This is a genomic window from Pseudomonas sp. HP_08, assembly GCF_055284095.1.
The window spans coordinates 611421-633175 of record NZ_JBTOQC010000001.1; the positions used below are offsets into that span (position 1 = coordinate 611421).

General features: G+C 57.7%; 2 protein-coding genes and 1 pseudogene. All 3 read right to left on the reverse strand.

Annotated elements, in window-relative coordinates; genetic code table 11:
• Positions 1–7: 7 nt before the first annotated feature.
• Positions 8–7363, reverse strand: a complete 7356-nt coding sequence (locus ACYAS9_RS02890) for an amino acid adenylation domain-containing protein (RefSeq protein ID WP_463566793.1) — start codon at positions 7361–7363, stop codon at positions 8–10.
• Complete coding sequence (locus ACYAS9_RS02895) at positions 7360–13902, reverse strand: amino acid adenylation domain-containing protein (RefSeq protein WP_463566794.1); 6543 nt, start codon at positions 13900–13902, stop codon at positions 7360–7362. Before ACYAS9_RS02895 ends, ACYAS9_RS02890 begins: the two co-directional genes overlap by 4 nt.
• A 1-nt stretch (position 13903) precedes the next feature.
• A pseudogene (locus ACYAS9_RS02900) lies at positions 13904–21679 on the reverse strand (amino acid adenylation domain-containing protein); the annotation flags it as partial.
• Between the last annotated feature and the right edge of the window lie 76 nt (positions 21680–21755).

The window sequence follows — 21755 nt, forward strand, 5'->3', positions numbered from 1 at the left end:
CACCTGCTTATTCAGGGAAGTATTGTAGAACTCGTGATGTCAGATTGTTTAGAAAAACAGGTGCATAGATGACCTCCTCATGAGCAACCTCAAGGCATTCCGAGTGCGCAATGCCTTGCACCGCACACCGGTTAACAATCGCATCCTCAAGCGCTTTAATATCGGTGTACGATATCGAGGACCACCAGACTTCAGGGCGGCTTTGCAACGAACGCAATTCAAAGTCTTTGGCAAGCGTGGAGATATTTCCGTATATATCATAGCCCACAGAAAATTCCGCCTCCAATGCATAGGCGTCGTAAATCAATTTGAAACGTGCCGAATGTTCTGCCTCGCCTTCCAATAGTTCGTGAATCATGAACTTGACGAGCCCATCGTCTTGCAGACCTGCCGCCCTACCCTCCTGCACTTTCCCCATAATGTAAGCATCCTCCTTTTCCGGGAAGAAACTTCTGATTATCATCACAGCCGCATGATTACGCTCATCCAGTGCCGCCAGGTCTACCGGAGCGGTGGTCACATCGGATGGCCGCCGGTGAGCTAAAAACAATTCGTGTGGCAACATCGAATCAACCAGCGCCAGCAAATTAACTTTTTCTCCTTTCATCTCGATCAGGTGGGCAATCTCTATGGCCAACGCCCCGCCTGACGACCACCCTAAAAGATGGTAAGGACCGGAAGGCTGTGACTTTATAATCTCGTCGTAGTAGTGTTCTACCATTTCCCTCCAGCTCTGATAGTGAAAGCCTTTTTCCACAAACCCCTTGTGCAACAATCCATACACAGGACAGACAGCATTGAGCTCTTTGGCCAAGGCATAGTAGGGAAAGGTCGTGCCGCCCGCAGGCGGAAGACAATAAATTCCATGCCGATCGTCAGGACAGCTATTAAGTTTTATCAGGCTGGACGTTTGTCCCCCCATGCAATCACGTAGCAGCTCAGCTTGCTTTGCGAGGGTAGGGTTACGCATGAAGTCGTGCATGGCAAAGCGCTCATCTATTTGCTCGCGCACTTTTTTCAACACGCTGAGCATTAGAATTGAGTGCCCACCCAGTTCAAAAAAGTCATCGTGCAATCCTATGAACTCACGGCCAAGGACCTCCTGCCATATGGCGGCAAGTTGCCGCTCAATCCTGGTTCTCGGCAAAGTCCCCTTTAATGGCTCACGTTCCGTCTCCGGCGCAGGCAACCGCTTTCGATCCAACTTTTCATTCGGCGTCTTTGGCATATCATTCATTATGATGATATGGGCAGGCATCATATAGTCAGCCAATCTGGACTTCATGTGTCGACGCAGGGCGTCGCACAATACCGCGGCCCGTGCACTGTCGTTTTTTATTGCAACGTCAACAGGCACTACATAAGCCGCCAGTTGCTTGCCACTCGGTCCATCGACATCGATGACCACTGCCTCGCGCACCGCTTCGTGCTCCAGTAACCGAGCCTCGATCTCACCCAGCTCAATACGGAAACCGCGAATCTTTACCTGATGATCTATACGACTGACGTACTCAATCACCCCTTCGGCGCGATAACGCGCCAGGTCGCCAGTCCGGTACAGACGACCGCCGCCCTGCTCGCTGGTATCGAACGGGTCCGGCACAAAACGCTCTGCCGTCAAATCAGGACGGTGCAAATAGCCTCGGGCCAGCCCGTCGCCCCCGATCAGCAGCTCACCGGCAACACCTGGGGCCGCCGTACCCAGCCCCTGTTCGACAATGTGCAGGCGAGTATTGGCAATCGGCATGCCCAGCAAGGGCGTCGGCGCTTGTCGGTCCAGACAGTGCAGCCCTGACCAGATGGTCGTTTCTGTCGGACCGTACAGGTTCCATACCTGTTCGCTGCGCTCCAACAGCCGGTTGGCCAGGTCCGGTGCCAACGCTTCACCGCCACTGAGCAGCCGGCACTGACGCAATTGTTCGGGCGCTGCGGCATCCAGCAGCATCCGCCACGTCGACGGTGTCGCCTGGACGGTCGTGACCGACTGTTGCTCAATCAGATTCAGTAACGCCTGCGGGTCCTGATTCTCGCGATCGGCCAGCAGCACCACGCAAGCGCCCACCAACAATGGCAGGTACAGTTCCAGACCAGCGATATCGAAGGACAGGGAGGTCAGCGCCAGTACCCGGTCATCGGCCGTCAGTCCAGGCTTGTCGGCCATGCTGAACAGGAAGTTGACCAGTGCCTGATGGCGCACGGCAACGCCCTTGGGCTTGCCGGTGGAGCCTGAGGTGTAGATGCAGTACGCCGGGTGGTCGGGGTGAACCACTATGTCCAGGTTATCGACGGAGTAGTTATCCAGTTGCGACCCGTCACGGTCCAGGCACCAGGTGTCGACACTGGTAACCGGCAACTGGTCGAGCAACCGCTGCTGGGTCAGCAGCAAGCGGGCACCGCTATGCTCGAGCATGTAGGCCAGGCGTTCCTGCGGATACTCCGGATCCAACGGCACATAGGCGCCACCGGCCTTGAGGATGGCCAACAGACCGACCACCATCTCCAGGCTGCGCTCCACCGCAATGCCTACCAGCACATCCGGGCCGACACCCAGCTCACGCAGCTTGTGCGCCAGGCGATTGGCCTGCTGGTTCAGTTCGGTGTAGCTCAACGATTGTTCGCCAAAGACCAAGGCTGTGCCATCTGGAGTCCTGGCTACCTGCTGCTCGATCAGTTGATGAATACACAGCTCGCCCGGGTAACTGGCTTCAGTGCGGTTCCAGTCATGAACGATCTGTTGTTGCTCGGCAGCGTCTAGCAGTGACAACTCGCAGAGACGCTGCTGAGGCTGGCGTACCACTTGTTTCAGCAGATTGATCCAGTGCCGGCCCAGACGCTCGATAGTCGAGGTATCGAATAACGCTGTCGCATATGTCAGCGAGGCGCCGATACCGGTGTCATGCTCAAAGGTATTAAGGGTCAGATCAAACTGGGCGGACACTCCCTCCCACGACAGCCCTTCCACCTGCAGGCCCGGTATTTCCTTAAAGGAGCCTTTGGCCTGCGTCTGGTGGTTGAACATCACCTGGAATAACGGGCTATGGCTCAGACTGCGGTCCGGTTGCAAAGCCTCCACCAGTTGCTCGAACGGCAGCTCCTGATAAGTCTGAGCCTCCATGACGGTCTGGCGAACCTGCTGCAGTAACTGTTCGAAGGTGGTTGTCAGCTCAAAAGTCGCTTTGAGGACCTGAGTGTTGACGAAGAAACCGATCAGCCGCTCCGTTTCCACTCGCGTACGGTTGGCAGTGGGAACGCCCACACGAATATCGTTCTGCCCCGAATAGCGTTGCAGCACACTCTGGAAGCTGGCCAGCAGCACCATGAACAGGGTACCGCCTTGACGCTGGGCCAAGGTCTTGAGTCCGCTCACCAGTTCGGCGTCCAGCGTGATGTCCAGCCGGGCCCCGTGTTGATCCGGCACCGACGGACGTGGCCGGTCGGTGGGTAACTCCAGCACCGGCTGCTCGCCGCCCAGTTGTCCTTGCCAGTAGGCCAGTTGCCGTTCCTGCTCACCGGCTTCCATCCAGTTACGCTGCCAGATCGCATAATCGGCGTACTGGATCGGCAAGGCCGGCAGGCTCACGTCGGTGTGCCCCTGGCTGTAGCCTTCATACAACTGCACCAGCTCGTCAACCAGCACGGGCATCGACCAGCCATCGGAGACGATATGGTGCAAGGTCAGCACCAGAACATGCTCGTCTGCCGCCAGACACAGCAGCTTTACGCGCAGAAGCGGGCCGTGTTCAAGATCGAATGGTCGACGGACCTCTTCTTCCACCCAGGCCTCGACGGTCTGACCGTCTGGCAGACGTTCAACACTCAAGACAAAAGGCTGAGCCGCATGAACAATCTGAATCGACTGTTCATCATCCTGACGAAAGGTCGTGCGCAAGGTTTCGTGCCGCTCGATCAGAGTGTGGATACTTCGGCGCAGCGCCTCAGAATCCAGCACTCCATTCAGCCTCAAGGCTGTCGGGATGTTATAGGCAGGACTGTCCGGCGCCAGTTGCCATAAGAACCACTGTCGTTGCTGCGCATAAGATAGTTTCAGAGGCTGACCGCGATCAGCCCTAAACAACTCAGGCATGGCATTGCCATCAGAGCCACTCAACTGACGTATAAAATCTAATAGTTCAGGTGCTTCGAACAGCGTACGCAGAGGCAAACTAATGTTTAGAGCCTGACGTACCCGAGATATCACCTGAGTTGCAATCAGGGAATGCCCACCGAGTTCGAAGAAATTGTCGGTCAGCCCCACCTGCTCGACCTTGAGCACTTCGGCCCAGATGGCCGCAATCTGCCGCTCAAGCTCCGTTTGCGGCGCCACATACACCTGTTGTTGCAGGCTGCCGTCCGGTTTCGGCAGGGCCTTGCGGTCCAGCTTGCCGTTGGGGGTCAGCGGCAGCTTGTCCAGAAACAGCAGGTACGCCGGCACCATGTAGTCCGGCAAATTAATTCTGAGCTGTTCGCGCAGATCGCTGCGCAGTTGGGTGTGCTGCTGCGCATCCAATTCACCAGCCGCAGTCACCAGATATGCAGCCAGTTGCTTGCCACCCGGTCCATCGACATCGATGACCACTGCTTCGCGTACCGCTTCGTGCTCCAGTAACCTGGCTTCGATCTCACCCAGCTCAATACGGAAACCGCGGATCTTTACCTGATGATCGATACGGCTGACGTACTCGATCACGCCTTCGGCGCGATAACGCGCCAGGTCACCAGTCCGGTACAGACGACCACCGCCCTGCTCGCTGGTATCGAACGGGTCCGGCACAAAACGTTCTGCCGTCAAATCAGGACGGTGCAGGTAACCCCGCGCCAGCCCGTCGCCCCCGATCAGCAGCTCACCGGCAACACCCGGTGCCGCCGCGCCCAGGCCCTGCTCGACGATGTGCAACCGGGTATTGGCAATCGGCATGCCCAGCAAGGGCGTCGGCGCTTGTCGGTCCAGACAGTGCAGCCCTGACCAGATGGTCGTTTCTGTTGGGCCGTACAGGTTCCATACCTGTTCGCTGCGCTCCAGTAGCCGGTTGGCCAGGTCCGGTGCCAACGCTTCACCGCCACTGAGCAGCCGGCACTGACGCAATTGTTCGGGCGCTGCGGCATCCAGTAGCATCCGCCACGTCGACGGTGTCGCCTGGACGGTCGTGACCGACTGTTGCTCAATCAGTTTCAGCAACGCCTGCGGGTCCTGATTCTCGCGATCGGCCAGCAGCACCACGCAGGCGCCCACCAGCAATGGCAGGTACAGTTCTAGACCGGCGATATCGAAGGACAGGGAGGTCAGCGCCAACACCCGGTCATCGGCCGTCAGTCCAGGCTTGTCGGCCATGCTGAACAGGAAGTTGACCAGTGCCTGATGGCGCACGGCTACGCCCTTGGGTTTACCGGTGGAGCCCGAGGTGTAGATGCAGTACGCCGGGTGTTCAGGGTGAACGACTACACCCAGATTATCGACGGGGTAGTTGTCCAGTGGCGACACGTCACGGTCCAGGCACAAGGTCTGGACGTCGGTGACCGGCAACTGGTCGAGCAACCTCTGCTGGGTCAATAGCAAGCGGGCACCGCTGTGCTCAAGCATGTACGCCAGGCGCTCTTGCGGATACTCCGGATCCAGCGGCACATAGGCGCCACCGGCCTTGAGGATGGCCAGCAGGCCGACCACCATTTCCAGGCTGCGCTCCACCGCAATGCCCACCAGTACGTCCGGACCGACGCCCAGCTCACGCAACTTGTGCGCCAAGCGATTGGACCGCTGGTTCAGTTCGGCGTAGCTCAATGACTGCTCACCGAACAGCAAGGCCGGTGTCTGAGGCGTTTTTAAAACCTGTAGCTCAATCAGTTGGTGAATACACAGCTCGGCCGGATAGCTGACCTCGGTGCAGTTCCACTCATGGACAATCTGCCGATATTCATCGGTACTCAGCAACGACAATTCAGCCAATGGTTTATCAAACGACTTGACCACATTCTGCAGCAAGTACTTCCAGTGCCTGGCCAGACGTTCGATGGTCGGGGCATCGAACAACGCCGTCGCATATGTCAGCGAGGCGCCGATACCGGTGTCATGCTCAAAGGTATTGAGGGTCAGATCAAACTGGGCGGACACCCCTTCCCACGATAGCCCTTCTACCTGCAGGCCCTGTATTTCTCTAAAGGAGCCTTTGCCCTGTGTCTGGTGGTTGAACATCACCTGGAATAACGGGCTATGGCTCAGGCTGCGATCTGGTTGCAAAGCCTCGACCAGTTGTTCGAACGGCAACTCCTGATAGGTCTGCGCCTCCAGCACGGCTTGGCGAACCTGCTGCAGCAATTGTTCGAAAGTGGTCGTCAGCTCGAAAGTCGCCTTGAGGACCTGAGTGTTGACGAAGAAGCCGATCAGCCGCTCGGTTTCCACTCGCGTACGGTTGGCAACCGGCACACCGATACGAATGTCGTTTTGTCCTGAATAGCGTTGCAGCAAACTCTGGAAGCTGGCCAGCAGCACCATGAACAGGGTGCCACCCTGACGCTGGGCCAAGGCCTTGAGCTCGCTCACCAGTTCGGCGTCCAGCGTGATTTCCAGCCGGGCCCCGTGTTGATCCGGCACAGACGGACGTGGCCGGTCGGCGGGTAATTCCAGCACCGGCTGCTCGCCGCCCAGCTGTTCTTGCCAGTAAGCCAGTTGCCGCTCCTGCTCACCGGCCTCCATCCAGTTACGCTGCCAGATCGCATAATCGGCGTACTGGATCGGCAAGGCCGGCAGGCTCACGTCGGTGTGCCCCTGGCTGTAGCCTTCATATAACTGCACCAGCTCGTCGACCAGCACCGGCATCGACCAGCCATCGGAGACGATATGGTGCAGGGTCAGCGCCAGAACGTGCTCATCGTCCGCCAGACCCAGCAGCTTGACGCGCAGAAGTGGGCCGTGTTCAAGATCGAACGGTCGACGGACCTCTTCTTCCACCCAGGCCTCGACGGTCTGGCCGTCAGGCAAGCGCTCAACACTCAAGACAAAAGGCTGAGCCGCATGAACAATCTGAATCGACTGCTCATCATCCTGGCGGAAGGTCGTGCGCAAGGTTTCGTGCCGCTCGATCAGAGTCTGGAAACTGTGCCGCAGCGCTTCATGATCCAATGAGCCGGTCAGTCGTAAAGCCGTCGGAATGTTGTACGCAGAACTGTCCGGAGTCAGTTGCCACAGGAACCACTGCCGTTGCTGGGCAAAGGAAAGAGGAATGCAATCAAAAAGCGCTTTTACCTCAGGGACCGGCAAATTGGCTGGCGAGATATTCTCGGCATACATCTTTTGCAGATACAGCCTGCGCTTCGCTGTTGGCAGCGTGATGAAGCGCCTGGCGATATTCAGAGCGGCTTCCATATTCATTGCGCTTCCTCCAACTCTTCGGCAAACAGATCAAGACGTTTCAGTTTTTCTTCAAAATCATCGGTCTTTTCTTGTACTAACTGTCTGGCGAAATCAGCCAGGAGTGGATACTGGAACAGCACAGAAGGATCGAGCGTTACACCGAGTGACAGACGCACACGGGACAAAATGGACAACACCAACAAAGAGTGCCCGCCCAGTTCAAAGAAGTTATCGGTCAGGCCCACTCGCTCAATCTGCAGCACCTCGGCCCAGATCGCTGCGACCTGTTGCTCCAGTTCACTTTGCGGCGCCACATACCTCTGTTGCTGCTGGCCGGCATCCGGTGCGGGCAATGCCTTGCGATCCAGCTTGCCATTGGCCGTCAACGGCAAATGATCAAGGAACACAAAGTGCGCCGGCACCATGTAATCCGGCATTACTCCCTTCAGTGCTTCGCGCAGGTTCTCACGCAATGCCGCCTGCTCAGCTTCGTCCGCCTGTTCTGCCATCGGCACCAGCCAAGCCACCAATTGCTTGCCGAGCGGCCCATCCACATCCAGCACCACCGCCTCACGGACTGCCGGATGTTCCTTGACCCGCGCTTCGATCTCGCCCAACTCAATCCGGAAGCCGCGAATCTTCACCTGATGGTCGATGCGACCGGCGTATTCCACTATGCCGCCGGCACGACTGCGGCTCAGGTCACCACTGCGGTACAGCCGGCTGCCGCCCTGCTCACTGGTGTCGAACGGGTCGGGAATAAAACGCTCCGCCGTCAAGGCGGGGCGATTGTGATAACCACGCGCCAGACCCGCACGACCGATATGCAGTTCGCCATGCACGCCCGGAATGGCCGGGTTGAGTTGACCGTCCAGCACATACCAGGACAAGTCACGGATCACATCACCGAGCGGGCTGACCGATGCCTGTTGCAGGTCGGCCCTGGACAACGGCCGATGAGTCACATGCACCGTGGTTTCAGTGATGCCGTACATGTTGATCAGTTGCGGCTGTTGATCGCCAAAGCGCTCGAACCACGGCGCCAGACTGCCGACGTCCAGCGCCTCGCCACCGAACACGACATAACGCAGCGCCAACGGCTCAGTGCTGTCGCAGGCCACCGGGATCAACTGCTTGAACGCCGAAGGTGTCTGGTTCAGTACGGTCACCTGCTCGCGGCACAACAGGGCATGGAAGCTCTGCGGCGAACGTGCAACATCCTTCGGCACGATGACCGCCTTGCCGCCGTACAGCAGCGCGCCATACAGCTCCCACACCGAGAAGTCGAAGGCGTAGGAGTGGAAGACCGTCCAGACGTCCTGGCCATTGAAGTGGAAGTTTTCATCAGTGGCCTGGAACAGGCGCAGGACGTTGTGATGCGGCAACAACGTGCCCTTGGGCTTGCCGGTCGAGCCCGAGGTATAGATCACATAGGCCAGGTTTTCGGGCCGGGTGATGTTATCCGGATTGGCATCGCTGTAATCCGCCAGCCAGTCAGGACCGGCCTCCAGGATCACCGTCTGCACGCCTTCCGACACCGGCAGTTGACCTTGCAAATGCGCCTGCGTCAGCAGCAAGCGGATGCCACTGTCTTCAACCATGTACGCCAGGCGATCCTGCGGATACTCCGGATCCAGCGGCACATAGGCGCCACCAGCCTTGAGAATCGCCAGCAGACCCACCACCATCTCCAGGCTGCGCTCCACCGCCAGGCCTACCAACACATCGGAGCCGACACCCAGCTCACGCAGCTTGTGCGCCAGGCGATTGGCCTGCTGGTTCAGTTCGGCGTAGCTCAACGATTGCTCGCCGAATACCAAAGCTGTGGCCTGTGGCGTCTTCAAAACCTGCTGCTCGATCGACTGATGAATGCATTGCTTGGCCGGGTAGCTGACTTCGCTACGGTTCCACTCATCCACGATCTGTTGCTGTTGATCCGCGCTGAGCAACGCAAGCTCACCAATAGTTTTTTGGTCCTCAAGACTCAATGCGGGCAGTAACTGCTCAAGCCCAAGCGCCAGTTGCTGCACAGCACTGTCACAAAACTCAGCCTTGGCATAACTGAAGCCAAGCGACAGTACATCACTGATATCAGCAGCTACCACCAGCCCATAGCTGGTCTGTCCACGCTCATTCAAGTTTTCAAAGACAAGGCCATGAGCAGCTCCTTTTTCAAGCGCCTCGGAAACCGGGTAGTTATCAAACATCAGCAAGGTATCGAACAGTGTCTCACCGCTCTTTCCTGCCCAGCGCTGCACGTCATACAGGGGCGTATATTCATGCTCGCGCAGGGCCAGATTCTGCGCCTGAAGCGACTGTAACCACTGCCCCACACTCAGTTCGGGCAGCGATTGGGCAACCAGCGGCAATGTATTGATAAACAAGCCCAGTTGCTGTTCAACGCCCTCAAGCTCGCCAGGGCGACCGGAGACTGTCACTCCGCAGGCCACATGATCCTGGCCGGTGTAGCGCTGCAACAGAATTATCCAGGCCGCCTGCACCAGGGTATTGAGGGTCACTCGCTGACGTTGAGCAAAACTGCTCAAGCGTTCTGTCTGCTGCTTATCCAGCGAAAACCGGTGATACCCGTACCCTGTCTCAGCAGGGTAGTCCGCTTGCCAGATCGACTGGGCCAGCCGTGTTGGTTCATCAAGACCTGCCAGTTGCTCTTTCCAGAACTGTTCACTGGCCACGCCATCCTGTTTGCCCAACCACTCGATGTAATCACGATAACGGCTGGTGATGGGCGCGGGTGCATGTCCGGTATAGCTTTGCAGTATTTCGCCCATCAACTGCGAGTTGCTCCAGCCATCGAGAAGAATGTGATGGGTGGTATGAATCAGGTGATGTGTGTTTTCACCCGTACGGATCAAGGCCAGTCGCACGATGGGATCACGCGCCAGATCGAAGCCTTTACGGCGATCCTCAAGCGCCCAGTCGTCCAGCTTTTGCGATTGCTGCACCTCGCTACGCCAATCCAGTAAAACGCAGGGCGCATCGATCTGTTTACGAATGATTTGAAGAGGCTGGCCATCCACCTCGACAAAGCTCGCCCGAAGCACTTCATGTCGGCTGATCGCACTGAGCCAGGCGGCCTTGAAGCGCTCGACATCCAGTCCTTGCACGTCCACGCGCAGCTGGTTGATATAGTGACCGGCTTCCTGGTCCAGCAGGCTGTGAAACAGCATGCCCTGCTGCATGGGCGAAAGCGGGTATATGTCTTCGATGTCTGCCGCAGACACAGGCAGATGACCAAGTTGCTCCGGGCTCAAGACAATCAGAGGCTTACGGCTTTCAACCTCGCTGACAGGCTTGGCCGCAGAAGGTTTGGCTTCGATCAGTCTGGCCACCTTGGCCAATTGCCCGATGGTCTGTTGTTCGAACACTTGCTTGGGCGTCAGCTTGATGCCCTGGCGCTTGGCCCTGGCAATGATCTGCAGGCTCAGAATCGAGTCGCCGCCCAGTTCAAAGAAGTTATCGGTGGTACCGATCTGCTCGCGCTTGAGCACTTGAGCCCAGATGTCTGCCAGCATCTGCTCGACATCACCTTCTGGCGCCACAAAGCCGCGCGCGACCACGCCCGGTTTGGGCAAGGCGCGTTTGTCCAGCTTGCCATTAGCTGTCAACGGCAGGCGATCCAGCAGCACGATCTGCGCCGGGACCATATAGTCCGGCAAGTGCTCTTGCAGGCGCTGCTGCAACTGCGTAACGCTGACACCCTCAGCGACCGAGCACCAGGCCACCAGTTGCAGACGCAAAGGGTCGCCTTCCAGAGGCTGGGCCAGAACAACCGCTTCTTTGACCTCCTCCAGCCGCAGCAGGAACTGGCTGATTTCTCCAGGCTCGACCCGGTAACCACGAATCTTCACCTGATCGTCGGCGCGGCCGATGAATTCGATCAAGCCATCGCGGCCAATGCGCGCACGGTCGCCGGTGCGATACAGCCGCTGGCCATCCTCGGCAGGAATGAAACGCTCGGCGGTCAATGCGGCCCGCCCTTTATATCCTTGCGCCAGACCTTGTCCGCCCAGGTACAGCTCGCCTGCGACCTGCGCTGCAACGGTATTGAGCCAGGCATCGAGAATGTCGACACGCCCATTGGCCAACGAGGTTCCCACAGGCGCACTTCGATAACCATTCAAGCGCTGCCCGACTTCATGGGTCAGCACGCCCACGGTGGTCTCGGTCGGGCCATAGTGATTGACGATGCGGCAGTCAGGCCGCAGTTGACGAACCTTTTCGACCAGTTCCCAGGAACAGCTTTCGCCGCCCAGAACCAGTAGCTGACCAGGCAACACATTAGCCGGACTGGCTGCTTGCAACAGCCCTTGCAAGTGGCTGGGCACCAGTTTGAGAACAGCCACCTGATGCTCGGCCATGTAGGCCGCAAAGGCATCAGGATCGAAGGCCAGTTCCTGGGGTAGAAGATGTAGTAGACGGCCGGACGCCAGCGCACCGAACAGCATGGTATGACCCAGGTCCGCAGCCACGGTCGACACCATGGCCATGCTGCCTTCGGGCGTCAGCTGCAAGCGATCAAGTACGGCCTGCACATAGTTGGCAAGTGCTTTATGGCTGACTTGCACGCCCTTGGGCTGGCCAGTGGAGCCTGAGGTGTAAATCAGGTAGGCCGGCTGTTCGGGATCGAAGGACTGATCCAGCGATTGGTCGCTCTGCTCAACCCATACCTGTGAATCCCAGGCTTGCACCTTGATGCCTTGCAGGTTGGTGAAGCGTGTGTCGTTAGCCTCGTGGAGCAGAACAGCCGCACCACTGTCATGCAGCAATTGCTGCACACGCTCGACAGGCTGCTGGTTATCCAGCGGCAAATACACCCCGCCGGCCTTGATCACCGCAAGCATCGCCGTGACCCACTCGATGCTGCGCGCCTGGCACAGTGCAACCACGCTGCCGACACCTACTCCAGCAGCCTGAAGATAATGCGCCAGCCGATTGGACTCATGCTCCAGCGCCTGATAGCTGATACGTTTTTCATCTGCCTGTAGCGCGTCACGCTGGCCTGCTTGCGCCAGGCTGCGCTGCCAAAGTTCGAGAACGTTGCTGCACGCAAATGACTGCGAGCGGGTTTGAACCGTGATGCCGGTGTTCTCGGGATGGTCGAGCAGCCGAGCCTCAGGCGCCCGAACCAACGCCTGCAATGTCGACTGTAACGAGGAGGACATGCGCTCGATGATGGACGCATCGAACAGGTCGGTCGCGTAGGTAAACGCCGCCTCGATACCTTCAGGGGTGTCGGTGAAATCAAACGCCAGGTCAAACCGTGCGTCGCCATCACCCAGCGCAAAGGCATCGACGGTAACACCACCCAGTCGGTTGCTACCGTCGGTACGGCTCAACACATTCTGGTTGATCTTGAACTGGAACAGCGGGTTATGCCCCAGGTTACGCTCGGGCAACAACGCATCGACCAGTTGCTCGAACGGCAGATCCTGATGAGATTGCGCGCCAGCGACCACGTCCCGGACCTGATTGATCAGTTCAGCGAACGTGGCGCGCTCATCGACCTGGATGCGCAGCACTTGCGTGTTGATGAAAAAGCCGATCAGGCCTTCAAGCTCCGTACGGTTGCGGCTGGCATTAGGCGCACCGATGCGGATATCCGACTGCCCGCTGTAGCGCGACAGCACGACAGACACCGCCGCCAACACCAGCATGAACAGGGTATTGCCGTCTTTACGCGCCAGCACCCGCAACTCGGCGGCCAAGGCCTGAGGAATGTCGGCGTCTACAACCGCACCGCGGTAGCTGGGGCTGGATGGCCGGTCATGATCCAGCGGCAAATCGAGTACCGGATGATCCTCACCCAGCTGTTCTTTCCAATAGGCAAGCTGCCTGTCGCCTTCGCCAGCCTCTAGCCAGCTGCGTTGCCAGATCGCGTAATCCGCGTACTGAATGGGCAGCGCGGGCAGTCCTGCATCGCGGTCTTCTATCAGTGCCGTGTACAAGCGCACAAATTCGGCCACGATCAGCTCACCCGACCAACCATCGGACACGATGTGGTGCATGCACAAGGTCAGCAGGTGCTCGGACTCGCCCATATGCAGCAGCTTGACACGCAGCAAAGGGCCTTCGGCCAGATCGAAAGGCCTGGCAAGCTCCTCACTCACCATGGCCTGTAGCGCGGCTTCATCGGGTTGTTCATCGAAGGAAACGATGTCCAGCACGACGGGGGAATGTTCCTGAATTTCCTGGTAGAACTCACCGTCCGCCGAAGCAAAACGGGTTCTCAGGGTTTCATGACGCTGCACCAGCAACTCAAGTGCCTGCGACATGGCCTGATCGTCCAGATGCCCCTTCAAACGCACCGCGGTCGGCACGTTGTAGAACGTACCCGTAGGCTCCATTTGCCAGAGAAACAGCAAACGTTGCTGGGCATAGGACAGAGGAATGCGCGCCACGTCCTGGCGCGTTGGCACGATGGGCAGCAACCTGAAGCTCTGCCCGGACTCGTGCATCTTGTCGAGGATCTGTTTGCGTTGCTCCAGAGGCAGAGAGACGAAGCGTTTGGCAATCCGTTCAGCGGTAGTCCGTTCCATCTCAAGCCCCTGCCATTTCATTCATCATTTTTTCGATATCCGTCAGATCGCTCTCACGCAGAGAGAGACCCTGGGTGTCCAGAGCGCTGGTAAATTCACCGAGTGCGGGGTGTTCGAAGAGCAGACGCAGAGGGGCGTCTATTCCCAGCTGCACGTTGATCCGGGAGATCGTCTGAGTGGCCAGCAACGAGTGCCCACCGAGTTCGAAGAAGTTGTCGGTCAGGCCCACTCGCGCAAGCTTGAGGACGTCGGCCCAGATCGCAGCGATCTGCTGCTCAAGCTCCGTTTGCGGCGCCATATACACCTGTTGTTGCAGGCTGGCATCTGGCTTGGGCAGGGCCTTGCGGTCCAGCTTGCCGTTGGGGGTCAACGGCAGCTGATTCAGGAACACTACTTGCGATGGCACCATGTAGTCCGGCAGATGCAACTTGAGTTGCGACGTCAGGCGCGCACGCAGTGCCACTTGCTCGTCAACTTCGTCAGTGATGCTTGCCTGGACAGGCACGATATAACCGACCAGATGCTTGCCTTGCTCGCTATCCAGGGCCAGGACGACCGCTTCTCGTACGCCAGGCTGAGCGCGCAGGCGTGCTTCGATCTCGCCCAGTTCAATACGGTAACCACGCACTTTGACCTGGTGATCAATGCGACCGATGTATTCGATGACCCCATTGGTACGGTAACGAGCTAAATCACCGGTGCGATACAAGCGCCCACCCTCATTTGAGAATGGATCAGGCAGAAATTTCTCTGCTGTCAGTGCAGGTTGGCCCAGGTAGCCTCGCGAAAGACCTGCGCCTGTCAGGCACAGCTCGCCGATACAACCGACCGGTACAGGCTGTCCGGCCTCATCCAGCAGGTAGGCGCATGTGTTGGCAAGCGGACGGCCAATGTTAGCCTTCCCTGCCGGTGTTCTGAGGGTGCAGGTGGAATAAGTGGTGTCCTCGGAGGGACCATAAAGATCATAAACAGCATCGACATGACCAAGTCCATAGAGGTCATTGACCAGTGACTGCGGCAGGGGTTCGCCTGCCAGATTGATGGTGCGCACTGTCTTGGGCAACTGTCCGGATTCGTACAATGCCTTGATGGCCGACGGCACTGTGTTGATCAGTTGCACGCGATCTTTTGCAACAAGCCCTGGTAACGCCAACGCGTTGTCCGCCACGATGGCATAGCCGCCCGAGGACAGCGTTACGAAAAACTCCCATATCGACAGATCAAAGCAAATCGAGGTCGAGGCAAGCACCCCAAGCAGGCGGTCCTGGTCATAGACAGAACGCGCCCAGCCAATCAGCGCTACCGCATTGCGGTGCTCGATCAATACACCCTTGGGCCTGCCTGTGGAGCCAGACGTGTAGATGCTGTAAGCCAGGTTTTTCGGTGTCGCCCATACCGTCGGGTTCTCGTTGCAATAGTCGCTCAACGAGAGTCGATCCAGCAGTAAGGCCTGGTGCCGAAAATGCTCAGGCAAGCGCTCCAACAAAGAAGAACCCGACAACAGTACAGCCGCTTTACTGTCCTCAAGCATGTAGGCCAGGCGATCCTTGGGGTACGCCGGATCAAGCGGTACATAGCCCCCTCCGGCTTTAAGGACAGCCAACAGAGCAACGACCATGTCCACATTGCGATCCAGTGCAATCGCTACCAATACATCGGGTTTTACGCCCAGCTCGCGCAACTTGTGAGCAAGCTGATTGGCACGACTGTTCAACTCGGCATAATCAAGCGACTGATCGCCAACGATCAGGGCTGTTGCATCCGGAGTTCTGGCTACCTGCTGTTCGATCAACTCATGAATGCATAACGGGTGGGGGTAACGAGCCGCTGTGTCGTTCCATCCATGCACAATCTGGCGATACTCTTCGGCGCCCAGAAGTGGCAATTCACCCAGGCGTGCCTGCGCATTCTGAGCCAACGCTTCTAGCGCGTTGCCGAAGTGTTGAGCGATTTGTTGGATGCCTGCTTCGCTAAAATGGGCACGGTCATAGCTGTAGTGGATCGACAGCGTCTCTTCCAGCCCCAGTGCGAGTGTCAACGGATAATGAGTCTGCTCACGATTGTGCAGACCGCTGAAGACAAGACCGGCAGGTGCGCCCTGTCGCAGCGCCTCGGAAACCGGGTAGTTTTCAAACACGAGCAATGTGTCAAACAGGCCTTCATTGCCCAGGCCCGCCCATCGCTGGATGTCATACAAAGGCACGTGTTCATGCTCACGTAGCCTCGCATTCTGCGCCTGTAGCTGGTCGAGCCACTCACACACTTTCTGCTCAGGCTTGAGACCGGCAATGACCGGGAGCGTATTGATGAACAAGCCCAGTTGCTGTTCGACATTTTTCAGATCGGCTGGGCGTCCGGATACGGTTGCACCAAAGGTCACACAGTCGTTTCCGGTGTAGCGGTGTAACAGGAGTAGCCATGCAGCCTGTGCCAGCGTATTGAACGTGACACGTTGCTGACGGGCAAAATCATGTAATGCCTGGGTCTTCAGAGCGTCCAGGCTATCAAGATGCTCGCCATAGCCTGTCAAGGGTTGCAGGTTATCTTGCGAAACGGCCTGAGCCAGCCGGGTCGGCGACTTCAGGCGACTGGATTGTTCGCGCCAGAACACTTCACCTTGCTCACTGTCCTGACATTGCAACCAGTCGATATAGTCGCGATAACGACTGGCTGGACGAGGAACGGTTTCACCGGCGTAAACCTGCAACACCTCACCGAGCAGCTGCGAGTTGCTCCACCCATCCATCAGAATGTGATGACTGGTGTAGATCAAATGATGGCTGTCTTCGCCGGTCTGGATCAGTGTCAAACGCAACAGCGGGTCCTGCAGCAAATCGAAGCCTTTCTGACGATCCGCCTGCGCATGATGTTCCAATTCGTGCTGCACGTTTTCATGTGCACGCCAGTCCAGCAGGATGTAAGGCACTTGGACCCGCTTGCGGATGACCTGTAAAGGCCGCTCAAGCAATGAAACAAAATTCGCTCGCAACACTTCATGTCGATCAACGGCAACCTGCCAGGCCTGCTGGAATCGAGCGACATCCAGCCCTTGTATGTCGACGCGAAACTGATTGATATAGTCGCCGTCTTCGTGCGCATAGAGGCTGTGAAAAAGCATGCCTTGTTGCATCGGCGACAGCGGGTAAATGTCCTCTATCTCTGACGCCGGAACAGGCAGGCTATCCAAAAGTGCCTGGTCAAGGCCCGACAACGGTACGTCAGAGGGCGTCATGCCCGAGACCTGTTCGTCGGTGCAATGCTTGATCAACTGCTGAAGTTCTTCAGTCAGCTCATCCGCCAGACGTTGAATGGTGGCCTGATTAAACATCTCCCGACTGAAACTCCAGCCCAGGCTAAGTTGAGAGTCGTACACCTGGCCATTGATAGAGAGCCAGTTTCCCAAAGGCGCCTCTTGGCTCGTGGGTAGACCTGAACGCTCTACGGCGGGTATCAATCGGGCGCGGGACGTTTCAGCACCTGGCGTCTGCCCGGAAAAACCGCCATCGAACTGTCCCAGGTAATTGAACGTAATCCGTGGTTCTACCAGCGTTGCCAATGCCTGGCATGCCGCTTGATCCCCCAGGTAACGCAGCGCGCCAAATCCGACGCCCTTGAAGGGCACCGCGCGTAGTTGCTCTTTGATTTGCTTGATTGAATGATCCAGTCGAGGCGACGTACTCAACTTCACCGGAAACATCGTGGTCAACCATCCGACCGTACGCGTCAGATCGATATCATCAAACAATGATTCACGGCCATGCCCTTCCAGCTGGATCAATACATCGTCACATTGTGTCCAGCGGGCAATGACGCGAGCCAATGCCGTTAGCAACAGATCGTTGACTTGCGTGCGATAGGCGGCCGGCGCCTGCTGCAATAACTGGCGTGTTTGAATTTGATCAAGGTGCGTATACACCGTCGAGATATAGGTGCCCTGCAAAGAACCTTGCGGGTTATCGCACGGCAACTCCGTGTGGACGCCCTTGTACTGGTCTTGCCAATACGCAAGTTCAGCCTGCACCGCTTCGCTTCGTGCATACTGCTGCAAATGCCTGGCCCAAGCCTGTGTCGAACTGGTCTTGGCCGGCAGGCTGATCACATGACCCGCGTGCTGCTGGTCGTAGGCCGTTTGCAAATCTTCCAGCAAGATCCTCCATGACACGCCATCCACCGCAAGGTGATGAATCGCCAATAACAACCGCTGACTGCCATCGGGAAAGGTGGCCAGTACGGCGCGCAACAATTTCCCTCTTTGCAAATCCAGGCTGCGCTGGGCCTTTGTGCACAAAGCGTCGAGCGATGATTCGTCTTGCACTGGCGACTGCCAGAGAATCGCTACCGATTGCTCGGCAGGATCACCGTACTGCGCAACCCAGCCTGCGCCTTCATCACCAGAAAAGCCCAGGCGTAGTGCATCATGATGCGCAACCAGAACCTGCAAGGCCCTCTCCAGAACATCACCGTCAAGGTTATGCATCGGCTTGAGCAGGACTGACTGATTCCAATGATGACGCTCTGGAATCTGCTGATTGAAAAAGTGCTGGTGAATAGGTAGCAGCACCACTTCGCCACTGGCCAGTCCCTGCTCAATCTGCAACCCACTCGACTCGCCCCGTTTCGCCACCGAAGCCAGCCCTTGAACGGTCTGATACTGAAACAGATCCTTCGGTGTAAAACGGATACCTGCCTGCCGGGCAAGGCTTACGACCTGCATGGAAATGATCGAGTCGCCGCCCAGCTCAAAGAAATTATCGGTCAGGCCTACTTTTTCCAGCTTCAACACCTGCATCCAGATCGTTGCGATTTGCTGCTCAAGTTCTGTTTGCGGCTCCACATACACCTGTTGCTGCTGGCTGGCATCAGGCTTGGGCAAGGCCTTGCGGTCCAGCTTACCGTTTGGGCTCAGTGGCAGCTTGTCCAGAACCAGCAGGTGCGAGGGCACCATATAATCCGGCAGCGTAGTTTTCAGATATTCGCGCAGGCTGGCTCGAAGCGCGTTCAGTTTTTCTGGATCACTGGTCGTCTCAGCCACTACCAGATAGGCCGCCAACTGTTTGCCACCCGGCCCTTCGACATCAATGACCACCGCTTCGCGGATCGCCGCATGCTCTTGAAGCCTGGCTTCTATTTCGCCCAACTCGATACGCAGGCCGCGGATCTTCACCTGATGGTCAGTGCGGCCCAGATAATCGATCACTCCGTCAGCGCGATAGCTCGCCAGGTCACCGGTGCGGTACAACCGGCCACCGCCCTGTTCGCGACCGTCGAACGGATCCGGTACAAAACGCTCCGCCGTCAGCGCAGCGCGTCGATGATAACCACGCGCCAGCCCTACACCGCCCAGGTACAGCTCACCTACGCAGCCTTGCGTCGCTGGCAGCAGGCTCGGCACAAGAATGTGAGTCTTGAGGTTGTCGATCGGCCGGCCGATCGGTACACCAGCGCCTTCCTCTGGACCGCAGCGCCAATGGGTCACATCAATAGCCGCTTCGGTAGGGCCATAGAGGTTGAACACCCCGGCCTGAGGCAATCGCTGCAGCGATTTGCGCGCCAATTCGCCAGACAGTGCCTCGCCGCTGCACACAATACGCCTGATACTCAGACAGCTCTCGACGTCTTCGCTGGCCATGAATACCTGCAGCATCGACGGCACGAAGTGCAGCGTCGTGACGCAGTAGCGGTTAATTGTTTCGATCAGACGCAGAGGATCACGATGCTCGCCAGGCTGAGCAATCGCCAGCCGGGCCCCCGTCAGCAGCGGCCAGAAAAATTCCCATACCGAGACGTCGAAGCTGAACGGAGTCTTCTGTAGCACCGTATCGGCGTCACTCAGCTCATAGGCTTTCTGCATCCAGGCCAAACGATTGAACAACGCCTTGTGCGAGTTACCTGCGCCTTTGGGCTTGCCGGTAGAGCCTGAGGTGTAGATAACGTACGCCAGGTTCTCCAGCCGCGTGTCATTGAAAGGATTAGCGTCGCTGCAAGTCGCCCATGCTTCAGCCATTCGACTCAGGATCAAAACCCGAACGCCTTGTGGTATCGGCAGTTGCGCCTGCAGATGCTCCTGGGTCAGTAACAACTGGATGCCGCTGTCTTCCAGCATGTAAGCCAGGCGTTCCTGCGGATACTCCGGATCCAGCGGCACATAGGCGCCACCAGCCTTGAGAATCGCCAGCAGTCCCACCACCATCTCCAGGCTGCGCTCCACCGCAATGCCCACCAGCACATCGGGGCCGACACCCAACTCACGCAGCTTGTGCGCCAGGCGATTGGCCTGCTGGTTCAGTTCGGTGTAGCTCAATGACTGCTCGCCAAACAGCAAAGCCGGTGCCTGAGGCGTTTTCTCGACCTGCTGCTCGATCAGTTGATGAATACACAGCTCGCTCGGGTAACTGGCTTCAGTACGGTTCCAGTCATGAACAATCTGCTGATACTCAGCCGTATCCAGCAGTTGCACCTCGACAATCCGCTGCTGGGGTTGACGCACAACACCTTGCAGCAAATTGACCCAGTGCCGTCCCATCCGCTCGATGGTCTGCCGATCAAACAGTTCTGTGGCAAAGGTCAGCGAGGCCCATAACCCGGTCCCGGATTCAAAGGTGTCTAGGCTCAAATCGAACTGGGCCGTGTGGTTGTCGTACTCAAGCGGTTGCAACTCAAGCCCTGGCAGCGCAATGCCCTTGCCTTTGACTTGAGTCTGGTGGTTGTACATCACCTGGAACAGCGGGTTATGGCTCAGGCTACGCTCGGGATGCAGCGCCTCCACCAGTTGCTGGAATGGCAGATCCTGATGCGCCTGGGCATCGAGCACGGTCTTCCTGACCTGCTGCAACAGATCGTTGAAGCTCAGGTGCAGATCGAACTCGGCCTTGAGGACCTGGGTATTGACGAAGAAGCCGATCAGTTGCTCGGTCTCGACCCGCATACGGTTGGCAATCGGTACTCCGACACGAATGTCGTTTTGCCCGGAGTAACGCTGCAGCAGCATCTGAAACGAGGCCAGCAACAGCATGAACAGCGTGACGCCCTGACCTTGAGCCAACTGCTTGAGCGCCTGAACCAGATCGGCGGGCAGCTCGATGCTCAGGTTGTCGCCTGCATGGTTTCTGACCACAGGGCGCGCATGATCGACCGGCAATTCCAGCACCGGTTGCTCGCCTCCCAGCTGGGCCTGCCAGTAAGCCAGTTGTCGCTCCTGCTCACCGGCCTCCATCCAGTGACGCTGCCAGATCGCGTAGTCGGCGTACTGGATCGGCATGTCCGGCAGACTGGCTGCTTGCCCGCGACTGTACCCTACGTACAACTGCACCAGCTCATCGACCATGATCGGCATCGACCAGCCATCGGAGACGATATGGTGCAACGTCAGCACCAGCACATGCTCCTCAGCAGCCCGTTGCAGCAGTTTTACCCGCAGCAGCGGCCCATTGAGCAGATCGAACGGACGCCCCGTCTCTTGCTCGACCCGCGACTGGACAAGCGAATCATCCGCAGACTCAAGCCTTTCAATATCGATACTGAAAGGCAGATCGGGATGAATCACCTGGATCGGCTTTTCACCGTCCATCGCAAAAGTCGTGCGCAACGTCTCATGCCGGGCAATCAGCGCCTGAAAGCTGTGTTGCAGGGCCTCAAGGTCCAGAACCCCCTTGAAACCCAGGGCCGTTGCAATGTTATAGGCCGAGCTTTCAGGCTCCAGTTGCCACAAGAGCCACTGGCGCTGTTGGGCGTAAGAGAGCAAGGGCTGCTCGTCCGGCTCCCGCTTGAAGATGGGAGTGACCCCATACAGATTCACTTTCTGTTTTTTAAGCAAGGCCGCCAGGGCCTTGCGTTGTTTACCAGACAGCGACTTT

Excerpts from the sequence above, each read along its gene's own strand:
- ACYAS9_RS02895 (WP_463566794.1), bottom strand. The coding sequence starts at position 13,902 with ATGGAACGGACTACCGCTGAACGGATTGCCAAACGCTTCGTCTCTCTG.
- ACYAS9_RS02890 (WP_463566793.1), bottom strand. The coding sequence starts at position 7,363 with ATGAATATGGAAGCCGCTCTGAATATCGCCAGGCGCTTCATCACGCTG.